This is a genomic window from Streptomyces sp. NPDC059906 (assembly GCF_042730645.1).
GTDB lineage: Bacteria > Actinomycetota > Actinomycetes > Streptomycetales > Streptomycetaceae > Streptomyces > Streptomyces rubrogriseus.
In genome coordinates, this window is the sequence record NZ_JBHWKU010000013.1 from 147,687 (window position 1) to 167,355 (window position 19,669).

Annotated in this window: 19 protein-coding genes; 10 read left to right on the forward strand and 9 right to left on the reverse strand. The window is 70.6% G+C overall.

Going from position 1 to position 19,669, the window contains the following annotated elements:
* Positions 1-46: 46 nt before the first annotated feature.
* Positions 47-1,252 (reverse strand): fatty acid biosynthesis transcriptional regulator FasR, encoded by a 1,206-nt coding sequence (gene fasR, locus ACFV9J_RS21155; protein WP_385356305.1) that lies wholly within the window; start codon positions 1,250-1,252, stop codon positions 47-49.
* A gap of 62 nt (positions 1,253-1,314) precedes the next feature.
* Between fasR and ACFV9J_RS21160 the strand changes: the two genes are divergently transcribed.
* Positions 1,315-1,971: a pirin family protein gene (locus ACFV9J_RS21160; protein ID WP_385356389.1), complete on the forward strand. Its 657-nt coding sequence runs from the start codon at positions 1,315-1,317 to the stop codon at positions 1,969-1,971.
* A 15-nt stretch (positions 1,972-1,986) separates the two neighbouring features.
* Here the strand turns inward: ACFV9J_RS21160 and ACFV9J_RS21165 are convergent, their stop codons facing one another.
* Genes ACFV9J_RS21165 through ACFV9J_RS21175 form a run of 3 tightly spaced genes read right to left on the reverse strand, consistent with a single transcriptional unit; the run spans position 1,987 to position 3,721 of the window.
* Positions 1,987-2,397: a hypothetical protein gene (locus ACFV9J_RS21165; protein ID WP_385356306.1), complete on the reverse strand. Its 411-nt coding sequence runs from the start codon at positions 2,395-2,397 to the stop codon at positions 1,987-1,989.
* 10 nt (positions 2,398-2,407) lie between these two features.
* Positions 2,408-3,229, reverse strand: coding sequence for a serine hydrolase domain-containing protein (locus ACFV9J_RS21170; protein WP_385356307.1), 822 nt, complete (start codon positions 3,227-3,229; stop codon positions 2,408-2,410).
* Positions 3,230-3,247: 18 nt separating this feature from the next.
* Positions 3,248-3,721, reverse strand: coding sequence for a GNAT family N-acetyltransferase (locus tag ACFV9J_RS21175; RefSeq protein WP_385356308.1), 474 nt, complete (start codon positions 3,719-3,721; stop codon positions 3,248-3,250).
* Between the two features lie 106 nt (positions 3,722-3,827).
* On the opposite strand from ACFV9J_RS21175, the gene ACFV9J_RS21180 reads away from it, so the two are divergent.
* Both ACFV9J_RS21180 and ACFV9J_RS21185 read left to right on the forward strand, forming a co-directional pair.
* A complete protein-coding gene (locus ACFV9J_RS21180; protein ID WP_385356391.1) occupies positions 3,828-4,373 on the forward strand; it encodes a MerR family transcriptional regulator in 546 nt (181 codons plus the stop codon).
* Entirely contained in the window at positions 4,370-5,386 is a 1,017-nt protein-coding gene (locus tag ACFV9J_RS21185) for an aldo/keto reductase (protein WP_385356309.1), read from the forward strand. The genes ACFV9J_RS21180 and ACFV9J_RS21185 overlap by 4 nt, the downstream gene beginning before the upstream one ends.
* A 105-nt stretch (positions 5,387-5,491) precedes the next feature.
* Here ACFV9J_RS21185 and ACFV9J_RS21190 read toward each other — a convergent pair whose 3' ends face one another.
* From ACFV9J_RS21190 to ACFV9J_RS21200, 3 genes are all read right to left on the reverse strand, one after another.
* Positions 5,492-6,388 (reverse strand): DUF4429 domain-containing protein, encoded by an 897-nt coding sequence (locus ACFV9J_RS21190; protein WP_385356311.1) that lies wholly within the window; start codon positions 6,386-6,388, stop codon positions 5,492-5,494.
* A 66-nt stretch (positions 6,389-6,454) separates the two neighbouring features.
* The gene (locus ACFV9J_RS21195) at positions 6,455-7,675 is read right to left on the reverse strand and encodes an alpha/beta hydrolase family protein (RefSeq protein ID WP_385356313.1); all 1,221 of its coding nucleotides are present in this window, start codon (positions 7,673-7,675) and stop codon (positions 6,455-6,457) included.
* Positions 7,676-7,729: 54 nt separating this feature from the next.
* Positions 7,730-8,413 carry a TetR family transcriptional regulator gene (locus ACFV9J_RS21200; RefSeq protein WP_385356314.1) on the reverse strand — a complete coding sequence of 228 codons (684 nt, stop codon included), beginning with the start codon at positions 8,411-8,413 and terminating at the stop codon, positions 7,730-7,732.
* A 115-nt stretch (positions 8,414-8,528) separates the two neighbouring features.
* Here ACFV9J_RS21200 and ACFV9J_RS21205 point away from each other — a divergent pair, with 115 nt between their 5' ends.
* A complete protein-coding gene (locus tag ACFV9J_RS21205) occupies positions 8,529-10,139 on the forward strand; it encodes an MFS transporter (protein ID WP_385356316.1) in 1,611 nt (536 codons plus the stop codon).
* 519 nt (positions 10,140-10,658) lie between these two features.
* Here the strand turns inward: ACFV9J_RS21205 and aceE are convergent.
* Positions 10,659-13,415, reverse strand: coding sequence for a pyruvate dehydrogenase (acetyl-transferring), homodimeric type (gene aceE / locus ACFV9J_RS21210; protein ID WP_385356317.1), 2,757 nt, complete (start codon positions 13,413-13,415; stop codon positions 10,659-10,661).
* Between the two features lie 421 nt (positions 13,416-13,836).
* Between aceE and ACFV9J_RS21215 the strand changes: the two genes are divergently transcribed.
* From ACFV9J_RS21215 to ACFV9J_RS21240, 6 genes are all read left to right on the forward strand, one after another.
* A complete protein-coding gene (locus ACFV9J_RS21215; RefSeq protein ID WP_007449195.1) occupies positions 13,837-14,274 on the forward strand; it encodes a DUF3052 domain-containing protein in 438 nt (145 codons plus the stop codon).
* Between the two features lie 161 nt (positions 14,275-14,435).
* Positions 14,436-14,894, forward strand: a complete 459-nt coding sequence (locus ACFV9J_RS21220) for a peroxiredoxin (protein WP_385356319.1) — start codon at positions 14,436-14,438, stop codon at positions 14,892-14,894.
* A 194-nt stretch (positions 14,895-15,088) separates the two neighbouring features.
* Entirely contained in the window at positions 15,089-15,664 is a 576-nt protein-coding gene (locus tag ACFV9J_RS21225) for a calcium homeostasis/redox stress adaptation protein (RefSeq protein WP_003976436.1), read from the forward strand.
* Positions 15,665-15,758: 94 nt separating this feature from the next.
* Positions 15,759-16,334: a TerD family protein gene (locus ACFV9J_RS21230; RefSeq protein WP_385356321.1), complete on the forward strand. Its 576-nt coding sequence runs from the start codon at positions 15,759-15,761 to the stop codon at positions 16,332-16,334.
* A gap of 49 nt (positions 16,335-16,383) precedes the next feature.
* Positions 16,384-17,526, forward strand: a complete 1,143-nt coding sequence (locus tag ACFV9J_RS21235) for a DUF475 domain-containing protein (protein WP_361014806.1) — start codon at positions 16,384-16,386, stop codon at positions 17,524-17,526.
* A 150-nt stretch (positions 17,527-17,676) separates the two neighbouring features.
* Entirely contained in the window at positions 17,677-18,414 is a 738-nt protein-coding gene (locus tag ACFV9J_RS21240) for a Tellurium resistance (protein WP_385356322.1), read from the forward strand.
* A 109-nt stretch (positions 18,415-18,523) separates the two neighbouring features.
* Here ACFV9J_RS21240 and ACFV9J_RS21245 read toward each other — a convergent pair whose 3' ends face one another.
* Positions 18,524-19,519: a TerD family protein gene (locus ACFV9J_RS21245; protein ID WP_385356323.1), complete on the reverse strand. Its 996-nt coding sequence runs from the start codon at positions 19,517-19,519 to the stop codon at positions 18,524-18,526.
* Positions 19,520-19,669 lie beyond the last annotated feature (150 nt).

Here is a 19,669-nt window from a genome sequence, read left to right on the forward strand (position 1 = left end):
CAGGGACGAAGAACAGGAGCGGGTTTTGTGGACCCTGCACAAAATCTTAGAGCTGCGGATCTCCGTCGGCCAGACGCCCCAGGATGAGCGCGATCCGCAGTGTGAACGCAGACCGTACATCAGAGGGTGACCATCCGGTGACGTCAGTCACACGTCGGAGCCGGTAGCGCACGGTGTTCGGGTGAACGAAGAGCATCCGGGCGGCGCCCTCCAGACTGCTCGCCTGTTCGAGATAGACGCTGAGCGTCTCCAGGAGCGCCGCCCCCGCCTCCTCCAACGGTCTGTAGATCTCCTCCACCAGTTGGTCACGGGCCGAGGGGTCGGAGGCGATCGCGCGCTCCGGCAGGAGGTCGTCGGCGAGCACCGGACGCGGCGCGTCCTGCCAGGCGAGGCCCGCCTTCAGCCCGGCCGCGGCGGCCTGCGCGGACCGGGTCGCGGCCAGCAGGTCAGGCACCACGGGCCCGGCGACGACCGGGCCCTGCGCGAACGGCCCGATCAGCGACTTCGCCACCGCCAGCGGGTCGTTGCGGCCCCCGGCGATCACCACGAGCCGGTCCCCGAGCACCCCGGTCAGCACCTGGAGCTTGGCGTGCCGGGCCGCGCGCCGGATGGCCTCCACGGTCAGCTCGGAGTCCCCGTCGGGCGCGGTGCCCAGCACGACGCACACGTGCTCCGGCGAGTTCCACCCGAGGGCGGCGGCCCGCGACACGGCCCCCTCGTCGGCCTCCCCGCTGAGCACGGCGTTCACCACCAGCGACTCCAGGCGCGCGTCCCAGGCACCGCGTGCCTCGGCGGCCTGCGCGTACACCTGGGCGGTCGCGAACGCGATCTCCCGGGCGTACACGAGCAGCGCCTCGCGCAGCACCGACTCGTCACCGGGCGCCGCCACCTCGTCGATCGCGGACTCCATCACCTCGATGGTGGTCCGCACCATCTCCACGGTCTGCCGCAGCGTGATCGCCCGGGTCAGCTCGCGCGGCGCGGTCCCGAAGACGTCGGTGGAGATGGCCTGGGGCGCGTCCGGCTGCCGGAACCACTCGGTGAACGCGGCGATGCCGGCCTGGGCGACCAGCCCGATCCAGGAACGGTTCTCCGGTGGCATGGCCCGGTACCACGGCAGCGTCTCGTCCATGCGCGCGATGGCCTGCGCGGCGAGCGAACCGGAGGACTGCTCCAGCCGCTTCAGGGTCGCGGTATGCGGGTGGGCGGGCTGGGCGGGGGCGTCGGGCTTACCGGTTTCGGGTTCGGGCACGGGGACAAGACTGCCTTATCGGGCCGGGCGGGTGTGCCGCCGGGGCTACCGTGAACGACGTGATGGACGTACGCCGCGCCGACGAGCGCTACCCGGGCGGTGATCCGGCAGCCGGGATCACCTCCCGCCACGCCTTCTCCTTCGGCCCCCACTACGACCCCGACAACCTCCGCTTCGGCGCCCTGCTCGCCTGCAACGAGGAGCGCCTCGCCCCCGGCGCGGGCTTCGACGAGCACCCGCACAGCCACACCGAGATCGTCACGTGGGTGGTCGAGGGCGAGCTGACCCACCGCGACAGCACCGGCCACGAGAGCGTGGTCCGCGCCGGGGACGTACAACGCCTCAGCTCGGCGGCCGGCGTCCGCCACGTCGAACGCAACGACGCCGCAGTCCCCCTCACCTTCGTCCAGATGTGGCTGGCCCCGCTGGACCCCGGCGGCGACCCCGCCTACGAGATCGTCCGGGGCATCGCGGACTCCACCCCGTACGCCGTCCCCGAGTCCGGCGCGATGCTCCACGTACGCCGCCTGGTCCCGGGGGAGCGGACGGCGGTGCCGGACGGGGCGTACGTGTACGCGCACGTGGTGCGGGGCGAGGTGGACCTGGACGGCGAGCGCCTGGAACCGGGCGACGCGGCCCGCGTCACGGCCGCCGAGGCGCTGGACGCGGTGGCGGTGACGCGGGCCGAGGTGCTGGTGTGGGAGATGGCGGGGCGGTGACGGGGCCGGAGCGCGTCAGGTCAGCGGGTCCGTGAACGGACCCGCAGCGCTCTCGAAGGCGGCGAGAGTGACTGCCGGTACGAAGACGGAACTGTTCTCCATGCCCTCGGGAAGGTGCGCGCGCATCTCCTCCGGGCACAGGAACGTACCGTCGGGGATGAGGATCCCCGCGCGGAGTCGGTCCACCAGCTCGATGATGATCTTCCATACGTCGCCGACCTGGGGGCGTTCCACGCTGATGAATTCCGCGAAGACGCCGATCTCGACCTCGCTGCCGTCGGCGGCACGGATCCAGTACTCCGTGGCACTGTCGTGGGCCTTCTCCTGCCCGGCCCGGACGGGCGAGAGCACCGTCCGGACCACATCCATGTCGGGCTCGGCCGGTTCGCCGTCCGTGAACCGGTAGAGGCCCAGGTGATAGCTCATCGCGGCCGGGTCAGCCCCGTACCTCCGCCAGTACCGCGTCCGTGAAGGGGGGCCAGGTCTCGACCGCCCAGGGGCCGAAGGCGCGGTCGGTGAGGGACACGCAGGCCAGGGCGGCGTCCGGGTCGATCCACAGGAACGTGCCGGACTGGCCGAAGTGGCCGAAGGTGCGCGGGGAGGAGGCGGAGCCCGTCCAGTGCGGGGACTTGGAGTCGCGGATCTCGAAGCCGAGGCCCCAGTCGTTGGGGTTCTGGTGGCCGTAGCCCGGCAGCACGCCCTTCGTGCCCGGGTACTGGACCGTCATCGCCTCGGCGACCGTGCGCGGGTCCAGCAGGCGCGGTGCCTGGACCTCGGCGGCGAAGCGGAGCAGGTCCTCGACCGTGGACACGCCGTCCTTCGCCGGGGAGCCGTCGAGGGAGGTGTGCGCCATGCCCAGCGGCTCCAGCACCGCCTGCCGCGCGTACTCGGCGAACGGCATGTCCGCCGCCTTCGCGATGTGGTCGCCGAGCTGCTCGAAACCGGCGTTGGAGTACAGCCGGCGGTCCCCGGGCGGGGCCGTCACCCGGTGCTCGTCGAAGGCCAGGCCCGAGGTGTGGGCGAGCAGGTGGCGGACCGTCGCCCCGGGCGGACCGGCGGGCTCGTCCAGCTCGATCGCGCCCTCCTCGTACGCCACCAGCGCCGCGTAGGCCGCCAGCGGCTTGGTGACCGAGGCGAGCGGGAAGCGGTGCGCGACCGGGCCGTGGGTGCCGAGGACGGTGCCGTCGGCCCGTACGACGCCCGCCGCGGCGGTGGGGACCGGCCAGTTCTCGATCGACGCGAGGCTCTTCAGGGACATGGCGTCGAGCCTAGGCGCTCAGAGCCTCAGCTCCAGCAAGGGGTCCGGCTTGGGCTGGAAGCCCATCGACACGTACAGGGGCTCGGCCTGCGTGGACGCGGTGAGGCGGACCCGCCGGGCGTCCCGCTCGCGGAACCACTCCAGCAGGGCCTCCATGCAGGCGCGCGCGTACCCGCGGCGGCGCGCGTCCGGGTCGGTGGCGACGCTGAAGACATAGCCGTCGGTGCCGTGCGGATTGCCCGCGCCGCCGATGCGGTAGTCCAGCGTCCCGGCCACCAGCGCCGCCAGCGTCCCCGGGCGCTCCGGACGGTCCACGACGAACGCGGCGAAGACGCCGTCCGGCTCGGCCAGCCTGCCGCGCAGCACGGGCAGGGACTCCGCGTGCCACCCGGTGGAGGCGTCGGACCGGGCCAGCGAGTCGATCATCACCTGACGCAGCCGGAGTACTTCCTTCGCGTCCTCGGGGCGTGCACGGCGTACCAGGGTCGTCATGGCGGCATGCTAATCAGCGGCCGTGCCCGGCATCGCGCCATTTTTGCCGCCGCACGCGCTTGCTTGGAGTGCACTCCAAGGTCATAGCGTTACGGTCATGACGGTGATGCAGACCACGGCCGGGACCCTCGTGCCGAACGCCACCAGCAACGCCACCAGCAACGCCACCGCAACGGACGCCAGCGCAACGGACGCCAGCGCAACGGACGCCAGCGGGACGGACGTCTGCTCCGCCCCGACCCCGCGCCATCCGCGCCCCGACGGGCAGGACCGCTACACCATCAGCGAGGTCGTCGCCTTCACCGGCCTGACGGCCCACACGCTGCGCTGGTACGAGCGGATCGGCCTGATGTCCCACATCGACCGCTCGCACACCGGGCAGCGCCGCTACAGCAACCGCGACCTGGACTGGCTCGACTTCGTCGGCAAGCTGCGGATGACCGGCATGCCGGTCGCCGACATGGTGCGGTACGCCGAGATGGTGCGCGAGGGCGAGAGCACCTACCTGGACCGGCGGGAACTGCTGGAGTCCACCCGGCGCGACGTGCTGACGCGGATCGCCGAGCTCCAGGACACCGTCGCCGTACTCGACCGCAAGATCAGTTTCTACGGGGACGCCGGACGTGCCCGTGAAGGGGAGAGGGACCGATGACCGACAGCAGGATTCCGACGGCACGGCTCGGCACGGGCGGTCCGGAGGTCGGCGCCCAGGGCCTGGGCTGCATGGGCATGAGCTTCGCCTACGGCCCCTCGGACGCCGAGGCCTCCCGCGCCACCCTGGAGCGGGCGCTGGAGCTGGGCGTGACGCTCTACGACACCGCGGACGCGTACGGCGCCGGCGAGAACGAGCGGTTCCTCGCGCCGTTCTTCAAGGCCCACCGCGACGAGGTCGTCGTCGCGACCAAGTTCGCCCTGTCCATCCCGCCGGACGAGCCGACCAGGCGGATCATCCGCAACGACGCGCCGTACATCCGGGAGGCCGTCGAGGCGAGCCTGCGCCGGCTGGACCTCGACGTGATCGACCTCTACTACATGCACCGGCGCGACGTGAACGTGCCGATCGAGGAGACCGTCGCCGTCATGGCCGACCTGGTCCGCGAGGGCAAGGTCAAGCAGCTCGGGCTGAGCGAGGTGACGGGGGACGAACTGCGGGCCGCGCAGACGGTGCACCCCATCGCCGCGGTGCAGTCGGAGTGGTCGCTGTTCAGCCGGGACATCGAGGCGGGCGTGGTACCGGCCGCCCGCGAACTGGGCGTGACCCTCGTCCCGTACTCCCCGCTCGGCCGGGGCTTCCTCACCGGTTCCTTCGCCAACGCAGAACAGGACCTCACCGACGGTGACTTCCGCCGTCAGCAGCCCCGGTTCACCGGCGACAACGCGGCGGCCAACGCGGCCCTCCTCACCCCGGTCCGCGCTCTCGCCGAGGCCCACGACGCCACCCTCGGCCAGATCGCCCTGGCCTGGGTCCAGCAGCGGGCCCGGGTCCACGGCCTGCCGGTGATCCCGATCCCGGGCACCCGGAAGCCGGCCCGGGTGGCGGAGAACACGGCGGCGACGAGGCTCGTCCTGACGGACGACGAGCTGTCCGCGCTGGAGCCGATCGCGGAGAAGGTCGCGGGGGAACGGTACGCGGATATGACGTTCACGTCTGCCGGACGTGAGTAGAGACACCTAGGGGCGCGGGGCTGTATCGATATGCGGCTCCGCCGCGTGGGCGCGAGCAACCCACCACCGGGCTGGAGCCGAAAACGAAACCCCACCCGGCAGACGCTAGAGCTCCGCCAGCAACTCCGCCTTCTTCGACGAAAACTCCTCGTCCGTCACCAGCCCCTGCTGATGCAACTCCCCGAGATGCCGGATCCGCTCGGCGATGTCGGCCGGGTCCCGCCGGGGCGCCGGCACGGTAATCGGCACCGGGGCGCCCGTGCCCCGTTCCCGCACCGCCGCCAGCACCGCCGCCGCGAACGGCAGCGACTCGTGCACCGGCCCGTATCCCAGCCCGAACACGACCGCCGCCGGATCCTGGTCGGCCTGGGGGACGGCCGGCGCGGCCCCCGCGGCCCCAGCGGCCGCACCGGGCGCCGACGCGTCGGCGTCGCGCGGCAGCAGCCGCAGGTACCCCTCGAACATCTCGGGGGAGCGCCACTCCACCCCGCCCAGGTCGGCGACCGGGAAGCTCTGGTCGCCGGCCTTCCACTTCGCCGACGACGCGCCCGTCCAGGACCACCGGAAGGACACGGACTTCCCGTCGAAGGACGCCTTCCCGTCGTACGCCTTGAAGTGCAGCGGTGCCTCGGGCGGGGCCACCAGGTAGCGCTCGGTCCTGCCGGACTCGGTCAGCAGCGCCCGCAGCTCGTCGGCGTAGTACTCCGCGAGCGTCTCCCGCTCGGCGGGCAGCACCAGCCGGTAGGGGTCGCCGCCCTCCTTCAGCTGTCCGGCCGCCGCCTCGATCAGGGGATCGGCGCCCGCGCGCGGTTCGACGCGCAGCACGACGGTGCCGCGCCTGCCGGGCGTGAGCGTCACGCCCTCGATCGCCTCCAGGGGCACACGGCGTTCCCCCAGCGCCTGGAACAGCTTGGGTGTTCGAATCCCCCGTTCGTAGCGGATGAGCACGGAGTCGGACTCGAACTCCCAGGCGGCATGAAATCCGGCCAGTACGTCACCCATGCGGCTCATCGTATGCGGCACGAGCCTTCCCGTCCCCTCCCCGTGCAAACCGGAGTTTCTGCGCCTCTACGCGCGTCCGGCCGCCGTAGCCACGGACAAACCCGCCCGGCATGTGTCGTCTTCGTCGGCGCAGGCGACCGTGCGGTATGCGCCAACCCCGATCCCCGCGAAGTTCCGCAGGCTGTCCGTGCCCGGCACGAAATAGCCGCTGTGGCCCTGGGCGTCCCGCGCGGACAGCACCCGCGCCCCGAAACCGGCGGACACCGGATCGGCGCCGTGCCCGAGGCCGCCGACCTCCAGGTACGGCACGTCCTGGATCCAGTCGTCGGCGTCCCGCATCGCCCACACGCGGGCGGAGGTGTCCAGGTGGGAGGCGTTCTCGGCGCGCATGCCGGGACTGCCGGCCACCGCTATGTCGGTCACCCGCGAGGGGAGCGTGCCGGCGGCGAGGCCGCACACCACCGAGCCGTAGCTGTGGCAGAAGAGGGAGACCGGGGACCTGCCGGGCAGCGCCCGCAGCAGCGCGTTCAGCCGTACGGCCCCGTGCGCGGCGCGGTTCGCGGTGGCCGCCTCCATGCCGAGGCCGCTGGGCGAGGTGTAGTCGGCCCAGGCGATCACGGCCGTGCCGGTGCCGGGGCTCGCCGCACGCTCGGCCGCGTACAGCGACTTCGCCATGCCGACGGGCGCCGCGTACCTCTTGCGATCGGTGCGCTGGAAGGTGAGCAGTTCGGTGTCCACGCCGGGCACGACGACGGACACGCGCTCGGCGCGGTCCAGGTTCCCGAAGACCTCGGCGACCCGGCCCGAGCCCGCCGGGTCGAAGGCGAGGATGTGCCGGCCGGGGTCGAGCAGCGCCCCGTAGTTGCGCATCCGTCTGCCGGCCTCGCGCTGCCCGGCCGGGGACAGCCGCTTGTCGTGCGTGCGCTCCCGCTCCACCGACCGCGCCTTCTCCAGCGCGGAGCGGTTGGCGAGGTAGCGCAGCTGGACGGGGGCACCGTTCATGTTGCCGACGGCCAGGGGATACCGGTGGGCCAGGCTGGTGCGCTGCCATGCGGTGAGCGAGGCGAAGAAGCGGGCCAGCCGGGCGGGCGCGGCCTGGGCGTCGGGCAGCCGCCGTCCGTCGATCCGGCCGTGCTCCCAGGCCGTCACGGACGCTTCGAGGGCGGTGGGGCCCCGCTGGTCGCGCAGGGCGGTCCAGCCGGTGGTCGCCAGCATCACGAACACCACGGCCAGGGCGAGCAGTACGCGCCAGACGTTCAGCTGCGGGGAGGTGTCGAAGGAAGTCACTGGGAGGACACACTAGGAGAACGGGCCGGTCTCGCGTGAATCCAGTGACACGGATCACGTTTCGGCGCGGCGCCAGTTCCCGGTGAGCGCGGGCGCCACCTGGTCGAGGTAATCGGCCGTCAGGTCCCGCAGGGCCGCCAGGCTCGCGTCGTCGCGCGCCGACCAGATCCGCTCGGTGACCCGCATCACCGCTCCGAAGACCGCGACGACCACGCGGGGCCGCGGGTCGGCGTCCACGTCGAGGCCCTCGCGGACGGCGACGACCCGGGCGATCTCCTCCTCCAGCTCCGTCGCGCGTCGCAGGTGCGCGGCGAGCAGCGCGGGCGTCGACTCGATCACCCGGTAGAAGCGCATGTGCAGCTCGAGCGGGACCAGCTGCTCGACGGCCTCGCCGATGGTGCTCCAGCTCTCCGCGAGCGCCAGGCGCAGCGCGTCCAGGGGCGCCTCCTCGGGCGGGCGGGCGAGCACGGCCCGGACGAAGTGCGACTCCGCGAGCCGGGCCACGAAGAACGCCGCGTCCTCCTTGGAGGCGAAGTACCGGAAGAAGGTGCGCTGCGAGACGTCGGCGGCCTCGGCGATGTCGTCGACGGTCGTCTCCTCGTAACCGCGCTCGGTGAACAGTTCGAGGGCGGAGCGCAGCAGCAGGTCCCGGGTGCGCTGTTTCTTGAGTTCGCGCAGGCCAGGACGGGAGGCCGCCGGTGCGGTCTCCGGGGGCGGCGACGTGCCGGCCACCTTCAAAAGTTCTCTCCTTCGTACGGTTTTCCCTGTTCAGGCTATATGGGGGAGGTCCTGTCAGTTACTGACTGGTGAATTGGTTTGTCAACTGTCAGAGGCTGTCATTAGCCTCAGCGGTATGACTAGTCAGACCACGCTCGGCAAGCCGGGGCCGGGTGACGGAGCACCGGCGGATTCACCGCCCGCCAAGGGATGGCGCGGCCATCCGTGGGTCACCCTCGTCACCGTCGCGGTCGGGGTCATGATGGTGGCCCTGGACGGCACCATCGTGGCGATCGCCAACCCGGCCATCCAGGACGACCTGGACGCCAGCCTCGCGGACGTCCAGTGGATCACCAACGCCTACTTCCTCGCGCTCGCGGTCGCCCTGATCACCGCGGGCAAGCTCGGTGACCGCTTCGGCCACCGGCAGACCTTCCTCATCGGCGTGGCGGGCTTCGCGGCCTCCTCCGGCGCCATCGGCCTGTCCGGCAGCATCGCCGCGGTCATCGTCTTCCGTGTCTTCCAGGGACTGTTCGGCGCGCTGCTGATGCCGGCCGCGCTCGGCCTGCTGCGGGCCACCTTCCCGGCCGAGAAGCTCAACATGGCGATCGGCATCTGGGGCATGGTCATCGGCGCCTCCACCGCGGGCGGCCCGATCCTCGGCGGCGTACTGGTCGAGCACGTCAACTGGCAGTCCGTGTTCTTCATCAACGTGCCGGTGGGCATCGTCGCCGTCGTGCTCGGCGTCATGATCCTGCTGGACCACCGGGCCGAGAACGCGCCGCGCTCCTTCGACGTCCTCGGCATCGTGCTGCTGTCGGCCTCGATGTTCGCCCTCGTCTGGGCGCTGATCAAGGCTCCCGAGTGGGGCTGGGGCTCCGGCCAGACCTGGCTGTACATCGGCGGCTCGGTGGTGGGCTTCGTCCTGTTCTCCGTGTGGGAGACCAAGGTGAGGGAGCCGCTGATCCCGCTGGCGATGTTCCGCTCGGTCGCGCTGTCGGCCGGTGTGGTCCTGATGGTTTTGATGGCCATCGCCTTCATGGGCGGCCTGTTCTTCGTCACCTTCTACCTGCAGAACGTCCACGGCATGAGCCCCGTCGACGCCGGTCTGCACCTGCTGCCGCTCACCGGCATGATGATCGTCGCCTCGCCGCTGGCCGGCGCGATGATCACCAAGGTCGGCCCGCGCATCCCGCTGGCCGGCGGCATGGTGTGCACCGCCGTCGCCATGTTCGGCATCTCCACCCTGGAGACGGACACCGGCAGCGGTCTGATGTCGATCTGGTTCGCCCTGCTCGGCCTCGGCCTCGCGCCCGTCATGGTCGGCGCCACCGAGGTCATCGTCGGCAACGCGCCGATGGAGCTCTCGGGCGTGGCCGGCGGTCTCCAGCAGGCGGCGATGCAGATCGGCGGCAGCCTCGGCACGGCCGTGCTGGGCGCCGTGATGGCCTCCAAGGTCGACAGCGACCTCCCGGGCAACTGGGCGGGCGCCGGACTGCCCGAACTGACGCCGGAGCAGGCGGACCAGGCCTCCGAGGCGGTCCGGGTCGGTGTCCCGCCGGTGGCGCCGGGCACCCCCGGCGAGGTCGCCGGGAAGATCGCGGACGTCGCCCACGACACCTTCATCTCCGGCATGAGCCTGGCCTCGCTGGTCGCCGCCGGGGTCGCGGTCGTGGCGGTGTTCGTCGCCTTCCTGACCAAGCGCGGCGAGAACGCGGAGTCGGGCGCGGGCGTGGGTCACATCTGATCCGGCCCGCGGAGTTCGCCGGCCCCGTCCCCGTTTCGTCCATCAGGGTGACAGGGGCCGCGAACCCTCCCCTCCACCAGACCGCGCAGGTCACAGTGGGTCACGTCCTCCGCAGGGCACGGAGGGCGTGCGGCTGCGGCGCGCTGCCGGAGGGGGGCGGCGCGCGGGCAGCACGTTCGAAGCAGGCATGACATTCCGTGCGGGGGTACTCGAACCCCACAAGGAGTTCAGGGCGTTGACGGCGAGCCTCGGACAGGGGTCGCGCGGGTGCCCCCGCTCACGTGGCCGGACGTGGTCATGGATCGGGCAGGATCGCGCGACGCTCGCGATCGCCGGAGCCGTCCGCTCGGCCCCGGTCTCTTGGTGCCGGGGATCGTGCTCGGCCCCGGCGTCACCCTTCGCCCGGATGTTCCCACCCCCGCCCGTTACGGACGGGGGTGAGTCATGCGCCACCCCGGCCGGGTACGGGGTACGGGGGCAGGCGTACGGGGGGCGGGGGTACGGGGGCGGAGGTACCGCCTACGCGTCCCCGCCGGCCACCCCCGGGTCGGCCGCGGCCACGTCGAGCAGCCGGTACCGGTCGATCGCCTGCTTCAGCACCGACCGGTCGACCTTCCCCTCCCGGGCCAGCTCGCTCAGCACGCCCACCACGATCGACTCCGCGTCGATGTGGAAGAACCGCCGTGCCGCCCCCCGGGTGTCCGCGAAGCCGAACCCGTCCGCGCCCAGCGACTGGTACGTCCCCGGCACCCACCGCGCGATCTGGTCCGGCACCGACCGCATCCAGTCGGACACCGCCACGAACGGTCCCTGCGCCCCGGCCAGCTTCCGCGTGACCCAGGGCACCCGCTGCTCCTCCTCCGGATGCAGGAGGTTGTGCTCCTCGCAGGCCACGGCCTCGCGCCGCAGCTCGTTCCAGGAGGTCGCCGACCAGACGTCGGCGCGCACGTTCCACTCCTCGGCGAGGATCCGCTGCGCCTCCACGGCCCACGGCACCGCGACCCCGGACGCCATGATCTGTGCCGGGATCGCGCCGCCGGTGCCCTCGCTGAAGCGGTAGACGCCCTTGAGGATGCCCTCGACGTCCACGTTCTCGGGCTCGGCCGGGTGCCGGATGGGCTCGTTGTAGACGGTGAGGTAGTAGAAGACGTCCTCGCCGTGCGGGTGCTGTTCGTCGCCGCCGTACATCCGGCGCAGCCCGTCCTTGACGATGTGCGCGATCTCGAACCCGAAGGCGGGGTCGTACGCCACGCACGCCGGGTTGGTCGAGGCGAGCAGTTGCGAGTGTCCGTCCGCGTGCTGGAGGCCCTCGCCGGTCAGGGTCGTACGGCCCGCGGTCGCGCCCAGTACGAAACCGCGCGCCAGCTGGTCGCCCATCTGCCAGAACTGATCACCGGTGCGCTGGAAACCGAACATCGAGTAGAAGACGTACACCGGGATGAGCGGTTCGCCGTGCGTGGCGTACGCCGAGCCCGCCGCGATCAGCGAGGCCGTGCAGCCGGCCTCGGAGATGCCGTCGTGCAGCATCTGCCCGTTCGGCGCCTCCTTGTAGGCGAGCAGCAGATCGCGGTCCACGGACTCATACTGCTGCCCGAGCGGGTTGTAGATCTTCGCGCTCGGGAAGAACGAGTCCATGCCGAACGTGCGGTACTCGTCCGGCGCGATCAGCACGAACCGCTTGCCGAGCTCCTTGTCCCGCATGAGGTCCTTCAGCAGGCGCACAAAGGCCATCGTCGTCGCGATGGACTGCTGACCCGACCCCTTCTTCACGGTCGCGTACGTCTTGTCGTCCGGCAGCGGCAGCGGCTTCGACCGCACGACCCGGGTCGGCACGTACCCGCCGCAGCCCAGGCGCCGGTCGTGCATGTACTGCATCTCCTCGGTCTCCCGGCCGGGGTGGTAGTACGGCGGCGGGCCGGACTCCAGCTCCTTGTCGGAGATCGGCAGGTGCAGCCGGTCGCGGAAGCGCTTGAGGTCGTCGACCGTCAGCTTCTTCATCTGGTGCGTGGCGTTGCGGCCCTCGAAGTTCGGGCCCAGCGTCCAGCCCTTGATCGTCTTGGCCAGGATGACCGTCGGCTGGCCCTTGTGCTCCAGCGCCGCCTTGTACGCCGCGTAGATCTTGCGGTGGTCGTGGCCGCCGCGGCCCAGGTGCAGGATCTGGTCGTCGGTCATGTTCTCGACCATCGCGCGCAGCCGGTGGTCGTCGCCGAAGAAGTGATCGCGGATGTAGGCGCCGGACTCGGTGGCGTACGTCTGGAACTGGCCGTCCGGGGTGGTGTTCATGCGGTTGACCAGCACGCCGTCGCGGTCCTGGGCCAGCAGCGGGTCCCAGGTGCGGTCCCAGACCAGCTTGATCACGTTCCAGCCGGCGCCCCGGAAGACCGACTCCAGCTCCTGGATGATCTTGCCGTTGCCGCGTACCGGGCCGTCCAGGCGCTGCAGGTTGCAGTTGACCACGAAGGTCAGGTTGTCCAGGCCCTCCCGGGCGGCGATGGACAGCTGGCCCAGCGACTCCGGCTCGTCCATCTCGCCGTCGCCGAGGAAGGCCCACACGTGCGACTTGGAGGTGTCCGCGATCTCGCGCGCGTGCATGTAGCGGTTCATCCGCGCCTGGAAGATCGCGCCGATCGGACCGAGGCCCATGGAGACCGTCGGGAACTCCCAGAAGTCCGGCATCGACCGCGGGTGCGGGTACGAGGACAGCGCGTGCGGCGCCTTGGACTTCTCCTGCCGGAAGCCGTCCAGGTGCTCCTCGCTGAGCCGGTCCAGCAGATACGCGCGCGCGTAGATGCCCGGTGAGGCGTGGCCCTGGAAGAAGACCTGGTCTCCGCCGTCGCCCTCGTCCTTGCCCCGGAAGAAGTGGTTGAAGCCCACGTCGTACAGGGAGGCGGAGGAGGCGAAGGTCGCGATGTGGCCGCCGACGCCGATTCCGGGCCGCTGCGCGCGCGAGACCATCACCGCCGCGTTCCAGCGGGTGGCGTTGAGGATCTTGCGCTCGATCTCCTCGTTGCCGGGGAAGAACGGCTCGCTCTTGGTCGGGATGGTGTTGACGTAGTCCGTGCTGCGCATCTCGGGCACGGCCACGCGCTTCTCGCGGGCCCGTTCGATCAGCCGCAGCATCAGGTAGCGGGCCCGTTCCCGGCCGCGCTCGTCGACGGCGGCGTCGAGCGAGTCGAGCCACTCCTGGGTTTCCTCGGGGTCGAAGTCAGGAACCTGACTGGGAAGGCCGCCAATGATGATCGGACTGCGATCACTGCGATCGGATGCGGAAGCCACGCTGTTCCTTCGCTGTCAGAGGGCCGTTTTTCCGGGTTTCTCTCCGGGTTCTTCCCCGGTTCTTCCCGGGTTTCTGCGCCGATTCCCCCGCCGGTTCCCCATCGTGTACCTCGCGGGGGCAATCGTCATCTGTACCGTGGGGTAACCGGTTCTCTCGTGAGGATCGGGGGCACGTTCATTCGAGTCTCGTACCCACACATGGTTCCCAAATACGCAAACGGGGCAGATAGGTGTGGTGTACGTCACCTTCGGGCTGGACGGCATGGTTGGAGTTGCGGCGACACCGCCGGGATCGTCACCGTTTCGGCGGTCCCAGACGCCGGGTACTTGCGCGATCCGTCCCGCCCGTGTGGACTACGGCCAAGCCTCGCGCACGCGCGTGGCTGAAGACATCTACCGAAACATGATCAGGAGGCAACCCGTGAGCGCGACCGCGGACCACGCGGAGGAGCGGACGAACCCTGCCGCCAGGCTGGGTTTCCAGCCCGGGCAGGTGGTCCAGGAGATCGGCTACGACGACGACGTCGACCAGGAGCTCCGCGAGGCCATTGAGGGCGCCGTCGAGGGCGAGCTGGTGGACGAGGACTACGAGGACGTGGCCGATGCCGTCGTGCTGTGGTTCCGTGACGACGACGGCGACCTGACGGATGCGCTGGTGGATGCCACCACGTACATCGAAGAGGGCGGGTCGATCCTCCTTCTCACGCCGAAGACCGGCCGTGACGGGTACGTCGAGGCCAGTGACATCTCGGAGGCCTCGACGACCGCCGGACTGACGGCGTCCAAGAGCGTCAGCGTCGGCAAGGACTGGAGCGGCAGCCGGCTGGCGACGCCCAAGGCCGCCAAGTCCAAGCGGTAGCCCGGCCGGGCTCCGTGACATTCCGGACTCCGGGCGGGTCGGCGGCCGACGGCTGTCGGCCCGTCCGCGGGTCCGCGACCGTCCCTGCGTAGGGTGTTTCCAGCGAATCACCCGCGGAGATCTTCCCGCGGAGATCTTCCTACGGAAGGGACGAACGGGACATGGCGATCCAGGTCGGCGACAAGGCCCCCGAGTTCGAACTCAAGGACAACCACGGCAGGACCGTCCGGCTGTCCGAGTTCCGCGGCCGGAAGAACGTCGTGCTGCTCTTCTACCCCTTCGCCTTCACCGGTGTGTGCACCGGCGAGCTGTGCGAGGTGCGCGACAACCTGCCGCAGTTCGCCGACCGCGACACCGAGGTGCTCGCCGTCTCCAACGACTCCATCCACACCCTGCGCGTCTTCGCCGAGCAGGAGGGCCTGGAGTACGCGCTGCTGTCCGACTTCTGGCCGCACGGCAACGTCTCGCGCGCCTACGGCGTCTTCGACGAGGACAAGGGTTGCGCCGTCCGCGGCACCTTCGTGATCGACCAGGAGGGCGTCGTGCGCTGGACCGTGGTCAACGCTCTGCCGGACGCCCGTGACCTGGCCGAGTACGTGAAGGCGCTCGACGCGCTGTGACCGGCGCCCCCGCCGGCTGGCACCGCGTGACGGCACCGCGTGACGGCCCCGCGTGGCGACGCCGGGTGCCGACACCACGTGATTGGTCGGCTCCGGGGACTGCGGGGCGCGGGAACCCGTCACTAGGATCAACTCGTTGATCCGATATCCACGCACTACGGGGCACCCCGCCCCTGGACACCAATGGAGGACTCGTGGGAGTCAGCCTCAGCAAGGGCGGCAACGTTTCGCTGACCAAGGAGGCCCCCGGCCTGACCGCGGTCATCGTCGGTCTGGGGTGGGACATCCGCACCACGACCGGCACCGACTTCGACCTCGACGCCAGCGCACTGCTGCTGAACAGCGGCGGCAAGGTCGCCAGCGATGCGCACTTCATCTTCTTCAACAACCTGAAGAGCCCGGACGGGTCGGTCGAGCACACCGGGGACAACATCACCGGTGAGGGCGAGGGCGACGACGAGCAGATCAAGATCAACCTCGCCACGGTCCCGGCCGACATCGAGAAGATCGTCTTCCCGGTCTCGATCTACGACGCCGAGAACCGCCAGCAGTCCTTCGGCCAGGTGCGCAACGCGTTCATCCGCGTCGTCAACCAGGCCGGCGAGGCCGAGATCGCCCGCTACGACCTGAGCGAGGACGCCTCCACCGAGACCGCCATGGTCTTCGGGGAGCTGTACCGCCACGGCGCGGAGTGGAAGTTCCGCGCCATCGGCCAGGGCTACGCCTCCGGCCTGCGCGGCATCGCCCAGGACTTCGGCGTGAACGTCTGAGCGACTGTTTCGACGCGTCCGGCGCCGCACGGTTTACGTGCGGCGCCGGACGCGCAGGAAACCAGGAACCATCACCCGGGGAGGGACCATCACCATGGGCGTCACGCTTGCCAAGGGCGGCAACGTCTCCCTGTCCAAGGCCGCACCGAACCTCACACAGGTACTGGTCGGGCTCGGCTGGGACGCGCGTTCCACCACCGGAGCACCCTTCGACCTCGACGCCAGCGCACTCGTGTGCAGCAGCGGCCGGGTGCTCGGCGACGAGTGGTTCGTCTTCTACAACCAGCTCAAGAGCCCGGACGGCTCGATCGAGCACACCGGCGACAATCTCACCGGCGAGGGCGACGGCGACGACGAGTCGCTGCTGGTCGACCTCTCCCAGGTGCCGGCCCACTGCGACAAGATCGTCTTCCCGGTCTCGATCCACCAGGCCGACGAGCGCGGCCAGACCTTCGGCCAGGTCAGCAACGCCTTCATCCGGGTCGTCAACCAGGCCGACGGCCAGGAACTGGCCCGCTACGACCTCAGTGAGGACGCCTCCACGGAGACCGCGATGATCTTCGGCGAGCTCTACCGCTACCAGGGCGAGTGGAAGTTCCGTGCAGTGGGGCAGGGGTACGCGTCGGGGCTTCGAGGCATCGCTCTAGACTTCGGAGTCAACGTTTCGTAAAGCCGAGTACGGCGCGGGGGAGCCCCGTACACACACGATTGGGTAGCCAGTGCTTCTGAAAACCTTCGGCTGGTCGTTCGCGGTCACCGCGCTCGGCCTGGTCGCGGCGGTCTTCTACGGGGGGTGGACCGCCTTCGGCATCGTCGCGATCCTCTCCATCATGGAGATCTCGCTGTCCTTCGACAACGCGGTGGTCAACGCCGGGATCCTGAAGAAGATGAATGCCTTCTGGCAGAAGATCTTCCTCACCATCGGCATCCTCATCGCCGTGTTCGGCATGCGCCTGGTCTTCCCGGTCGTGATCGTGGCGATCAGCGCCCAGCTCGGACCGATCGAGGCCGTCGACCTCGCGCTCACCGACAAGGACCGCTATCAGGAGCTGGTGACGGACGCCCATCCGTCGATCGCCGCCTTCGGTGGCATGTTCCTTCTGATGATCTTCCTCGACTTCATCTTCGAGGACCGGGACATCAAGTGGCTGGCCTGGCTGGAGCGTCCGCTGGCCAAGCTCGGCAAGGTCGACATGCTGTCGGTCTGCATCGCCCTGATCGTGCTGCTGGTCTCCGCGATCACCTTCGGCGCCCACGCCCACCAGCACGGCGGCGCCCATGCCGACAAGGCGGAGACGGTCCTGCTCGCGGGCATCGCGGGCCTGATCACCTACATGATCGTCGGCGGCCTCTCCGGCTACTTCGAGGACAAACTCGAAGAGGAGGAGGAACGGGAGCACGAGGCGGAAGAGGAAGCCGAGCGCACCGGCAAGCCCAAGTCGGCCGTCAAGCTGGCCGGCAAGGCCGCGTTCTTCATGTTCCTCTACCTGGAGGTCCTGGACGCGTCCTTCTCCTTCGACGGTGTCATCGGCGCCTTCGCCATCACCAACGACATCGTCCTGATGGCCCTCGGCCTGGGCATCGGCGCCATGTACGTCCGGTCGCTCACGGTCTACCTGGTCCGCCAGGGCACCCTCGACGACTACGTCTACCTGGAGCACGGCGCCCACTACGCCATCGGTGCCCTCGCCGTGATCCTGCTGGTCACCATCCAGTACGAGATCCACGAGATCATCACCGGCCTTGTCGGCGTCGCCCTGATCGGCTGGTCCTTCTTCTCCTCGGTGCGCCGCAACCGTGCACTGGCGGCGGCCGGGGGAGACGGCGACCAGGAGAAGGCGGAGGTCTCCTCCGGGGTGTGAAACCCTTGCCCCCGGGCCGGGGCGCGCCCCCGGTGCGCCCGCACCCCTGGTGTGAACCCGGCCCGGACGAGGAACGCTCTGAGCGGGGCGGCCGACGAGGACGACTCCTCGGGGCCGCCCCGTCGGCGGTGACGCGAAGGTGGGGCGGGAATGGGCTTCTTGGACGGGCTGTGGCGCGGCCGCGAGTCCGAGTTCGACTCGGGCAGCGCGGCGACCAACTCCATACAGCTGACCAAACGGCACAGTCAGGTCTCCCTGACCAGGCAGGGCGCGGCGACCGGCAACCTCCGCGTCAACCTCTCCTGGCGGATGCGGACCTCCGACATCTCGGGCGTCCAGCGGGAGAGCCTGCTGCGGCACCCCTTCAAGGCACTCAAGCCCCCGGAGGTCGTCGGCCACAGCCAGAGCATGGTCAACGTCGACCTCGACCTCGGCTGCCTCTACGAACTCAAGGACGGCACCCGCGGGGTGGTTCAGCCGCTCGGCGGCTTCCTGGGCGACGTCAACGCCCCGCCGTACGTCAAGCTCAGCGGCGACGACCGCTTCGGCTCGGCCTCCGGCGAGACGCTCTACGTCAACCTCGACCACAAGGACGCGATCAAGCGCCTGCTGCTCTTCGCCTACATCTACGACCAGACGCCGGCCTTCGACCGGACGCACGCCGTCGTCACGCTCTACCCGAGCAACGGGCCCCGCATCGAGATAGGCCTCGACGAGCGGCACCCGCAGGCCCGGTCCTGTGCCGTGGTGATGATCGAGAACGTCAAGGACGAGATCCTCGTCCGCCGCGAGGTGAAGTTCGTCTACGGCTTCCAGGGCGAGCTGGACCGGCTGTACGGCTGGGGCCTGCAATGGGGCCGCGGGCACAAGAGCAAGGCGGAGCGCTGAGCCCCGGCCACCGACGACAACGCCGCTGGGGGTACCTCCCACGCCCTTAAAGGCAGTGGGGGAGTGCGTGCCAGGCCCCGCGACCCCGGCAGGATCCAGACGACACCCCCTAGCGGCCGACGAACTGCGGGCCCTGCGGGGGCAGCCGGAAGTCCGGATCGGGTGCCCCGGTGACCGGCTGCGGATAGCCGTAGCCGGACTGCGCGCCCGTGACCCCGGCCGCCGCAGGCGCCTGCGGATACCCGTACCCGGGCCGGCCGGCGTCCGGCTGGGGGTAGCCGTAGGCGGGCTGGGCCGTCGCCGGCTGCTGCGGATAGCCGTACGCGGGCTGCGCCGGTACGCCGGTGGGCTGCTCGGGCGGCAGGGGGCGCGAAGACCCCGGGAGCGGCTGCACGGCCGTCGGGTGGTCGGGGCCGACCGCCGGCGGAGCGGGGGTGGACTGGGCGGGCGTCGGCTGGTCGGGCGTGGCCTGCGAGGGGGCGGACGGGGAGGCGGCGGATGGGGCCGCGGGGGACGTCGACGCGGCGTCGGGGCGGGGAGCCGACATGGGGTCGTCCGCCCCCTCCGACTCGTCCACCGAGATGCCGAAGTCGGTCGCCAGGCCCTTGAGCCCGTTGGAGTAGCCCTCGCCCAGCGCCCGGAACTTCCAGCCCTCGCCGCGCCGGTACAGCTCGCCGCAGATCAGCGCCGTCTCCTGGCCGGTCTCCGGTGTGACGTCGAAGTACGCCAGCGGTTCCGCGTCGGCCGCCGCGTCGTGCAGCAGGATGCGCAGCGACCGGACGCGGTCGAAGGTCACGCCGTCCGCCGACGCGACCAGCAGGATCCGGCCCACCGAGGGCTCGACGCCCGAGAGGTCCGTCTGGATCGTGTCGGTCAGGCCCTCGGCGACCCGCTTCTTGCCGAGCCGCCAGACCTGGCCGGAGGGATGCCGTGGCTGGTTGTAGAAGACGAAGTCCTCGTCGGAACGCACGCGGTCGTCCGGCCCCAGCAGCAGCGCGGAGGCGTCGACGTCGGGAACCCCCTGCCCGGGGGTCCAGCGCAGCACGGCGCGTACCGTGGTGGCTTGCAGCGGGACGTTCGACCCCTTCAGCATCGCGTGCGTCATGTCGTCATCCTGCCCTCTCGGTCCTGGTCACGACAACGCGGGGGCGGGTACTCGGCTCGCGTCCGCCCGCCCCGGGTCGCCGTCGCCGACACGGCCGGGTTACCTGGAATTCATGCCCGGTGGGAACCTCCGACATCACAACCTACGTAC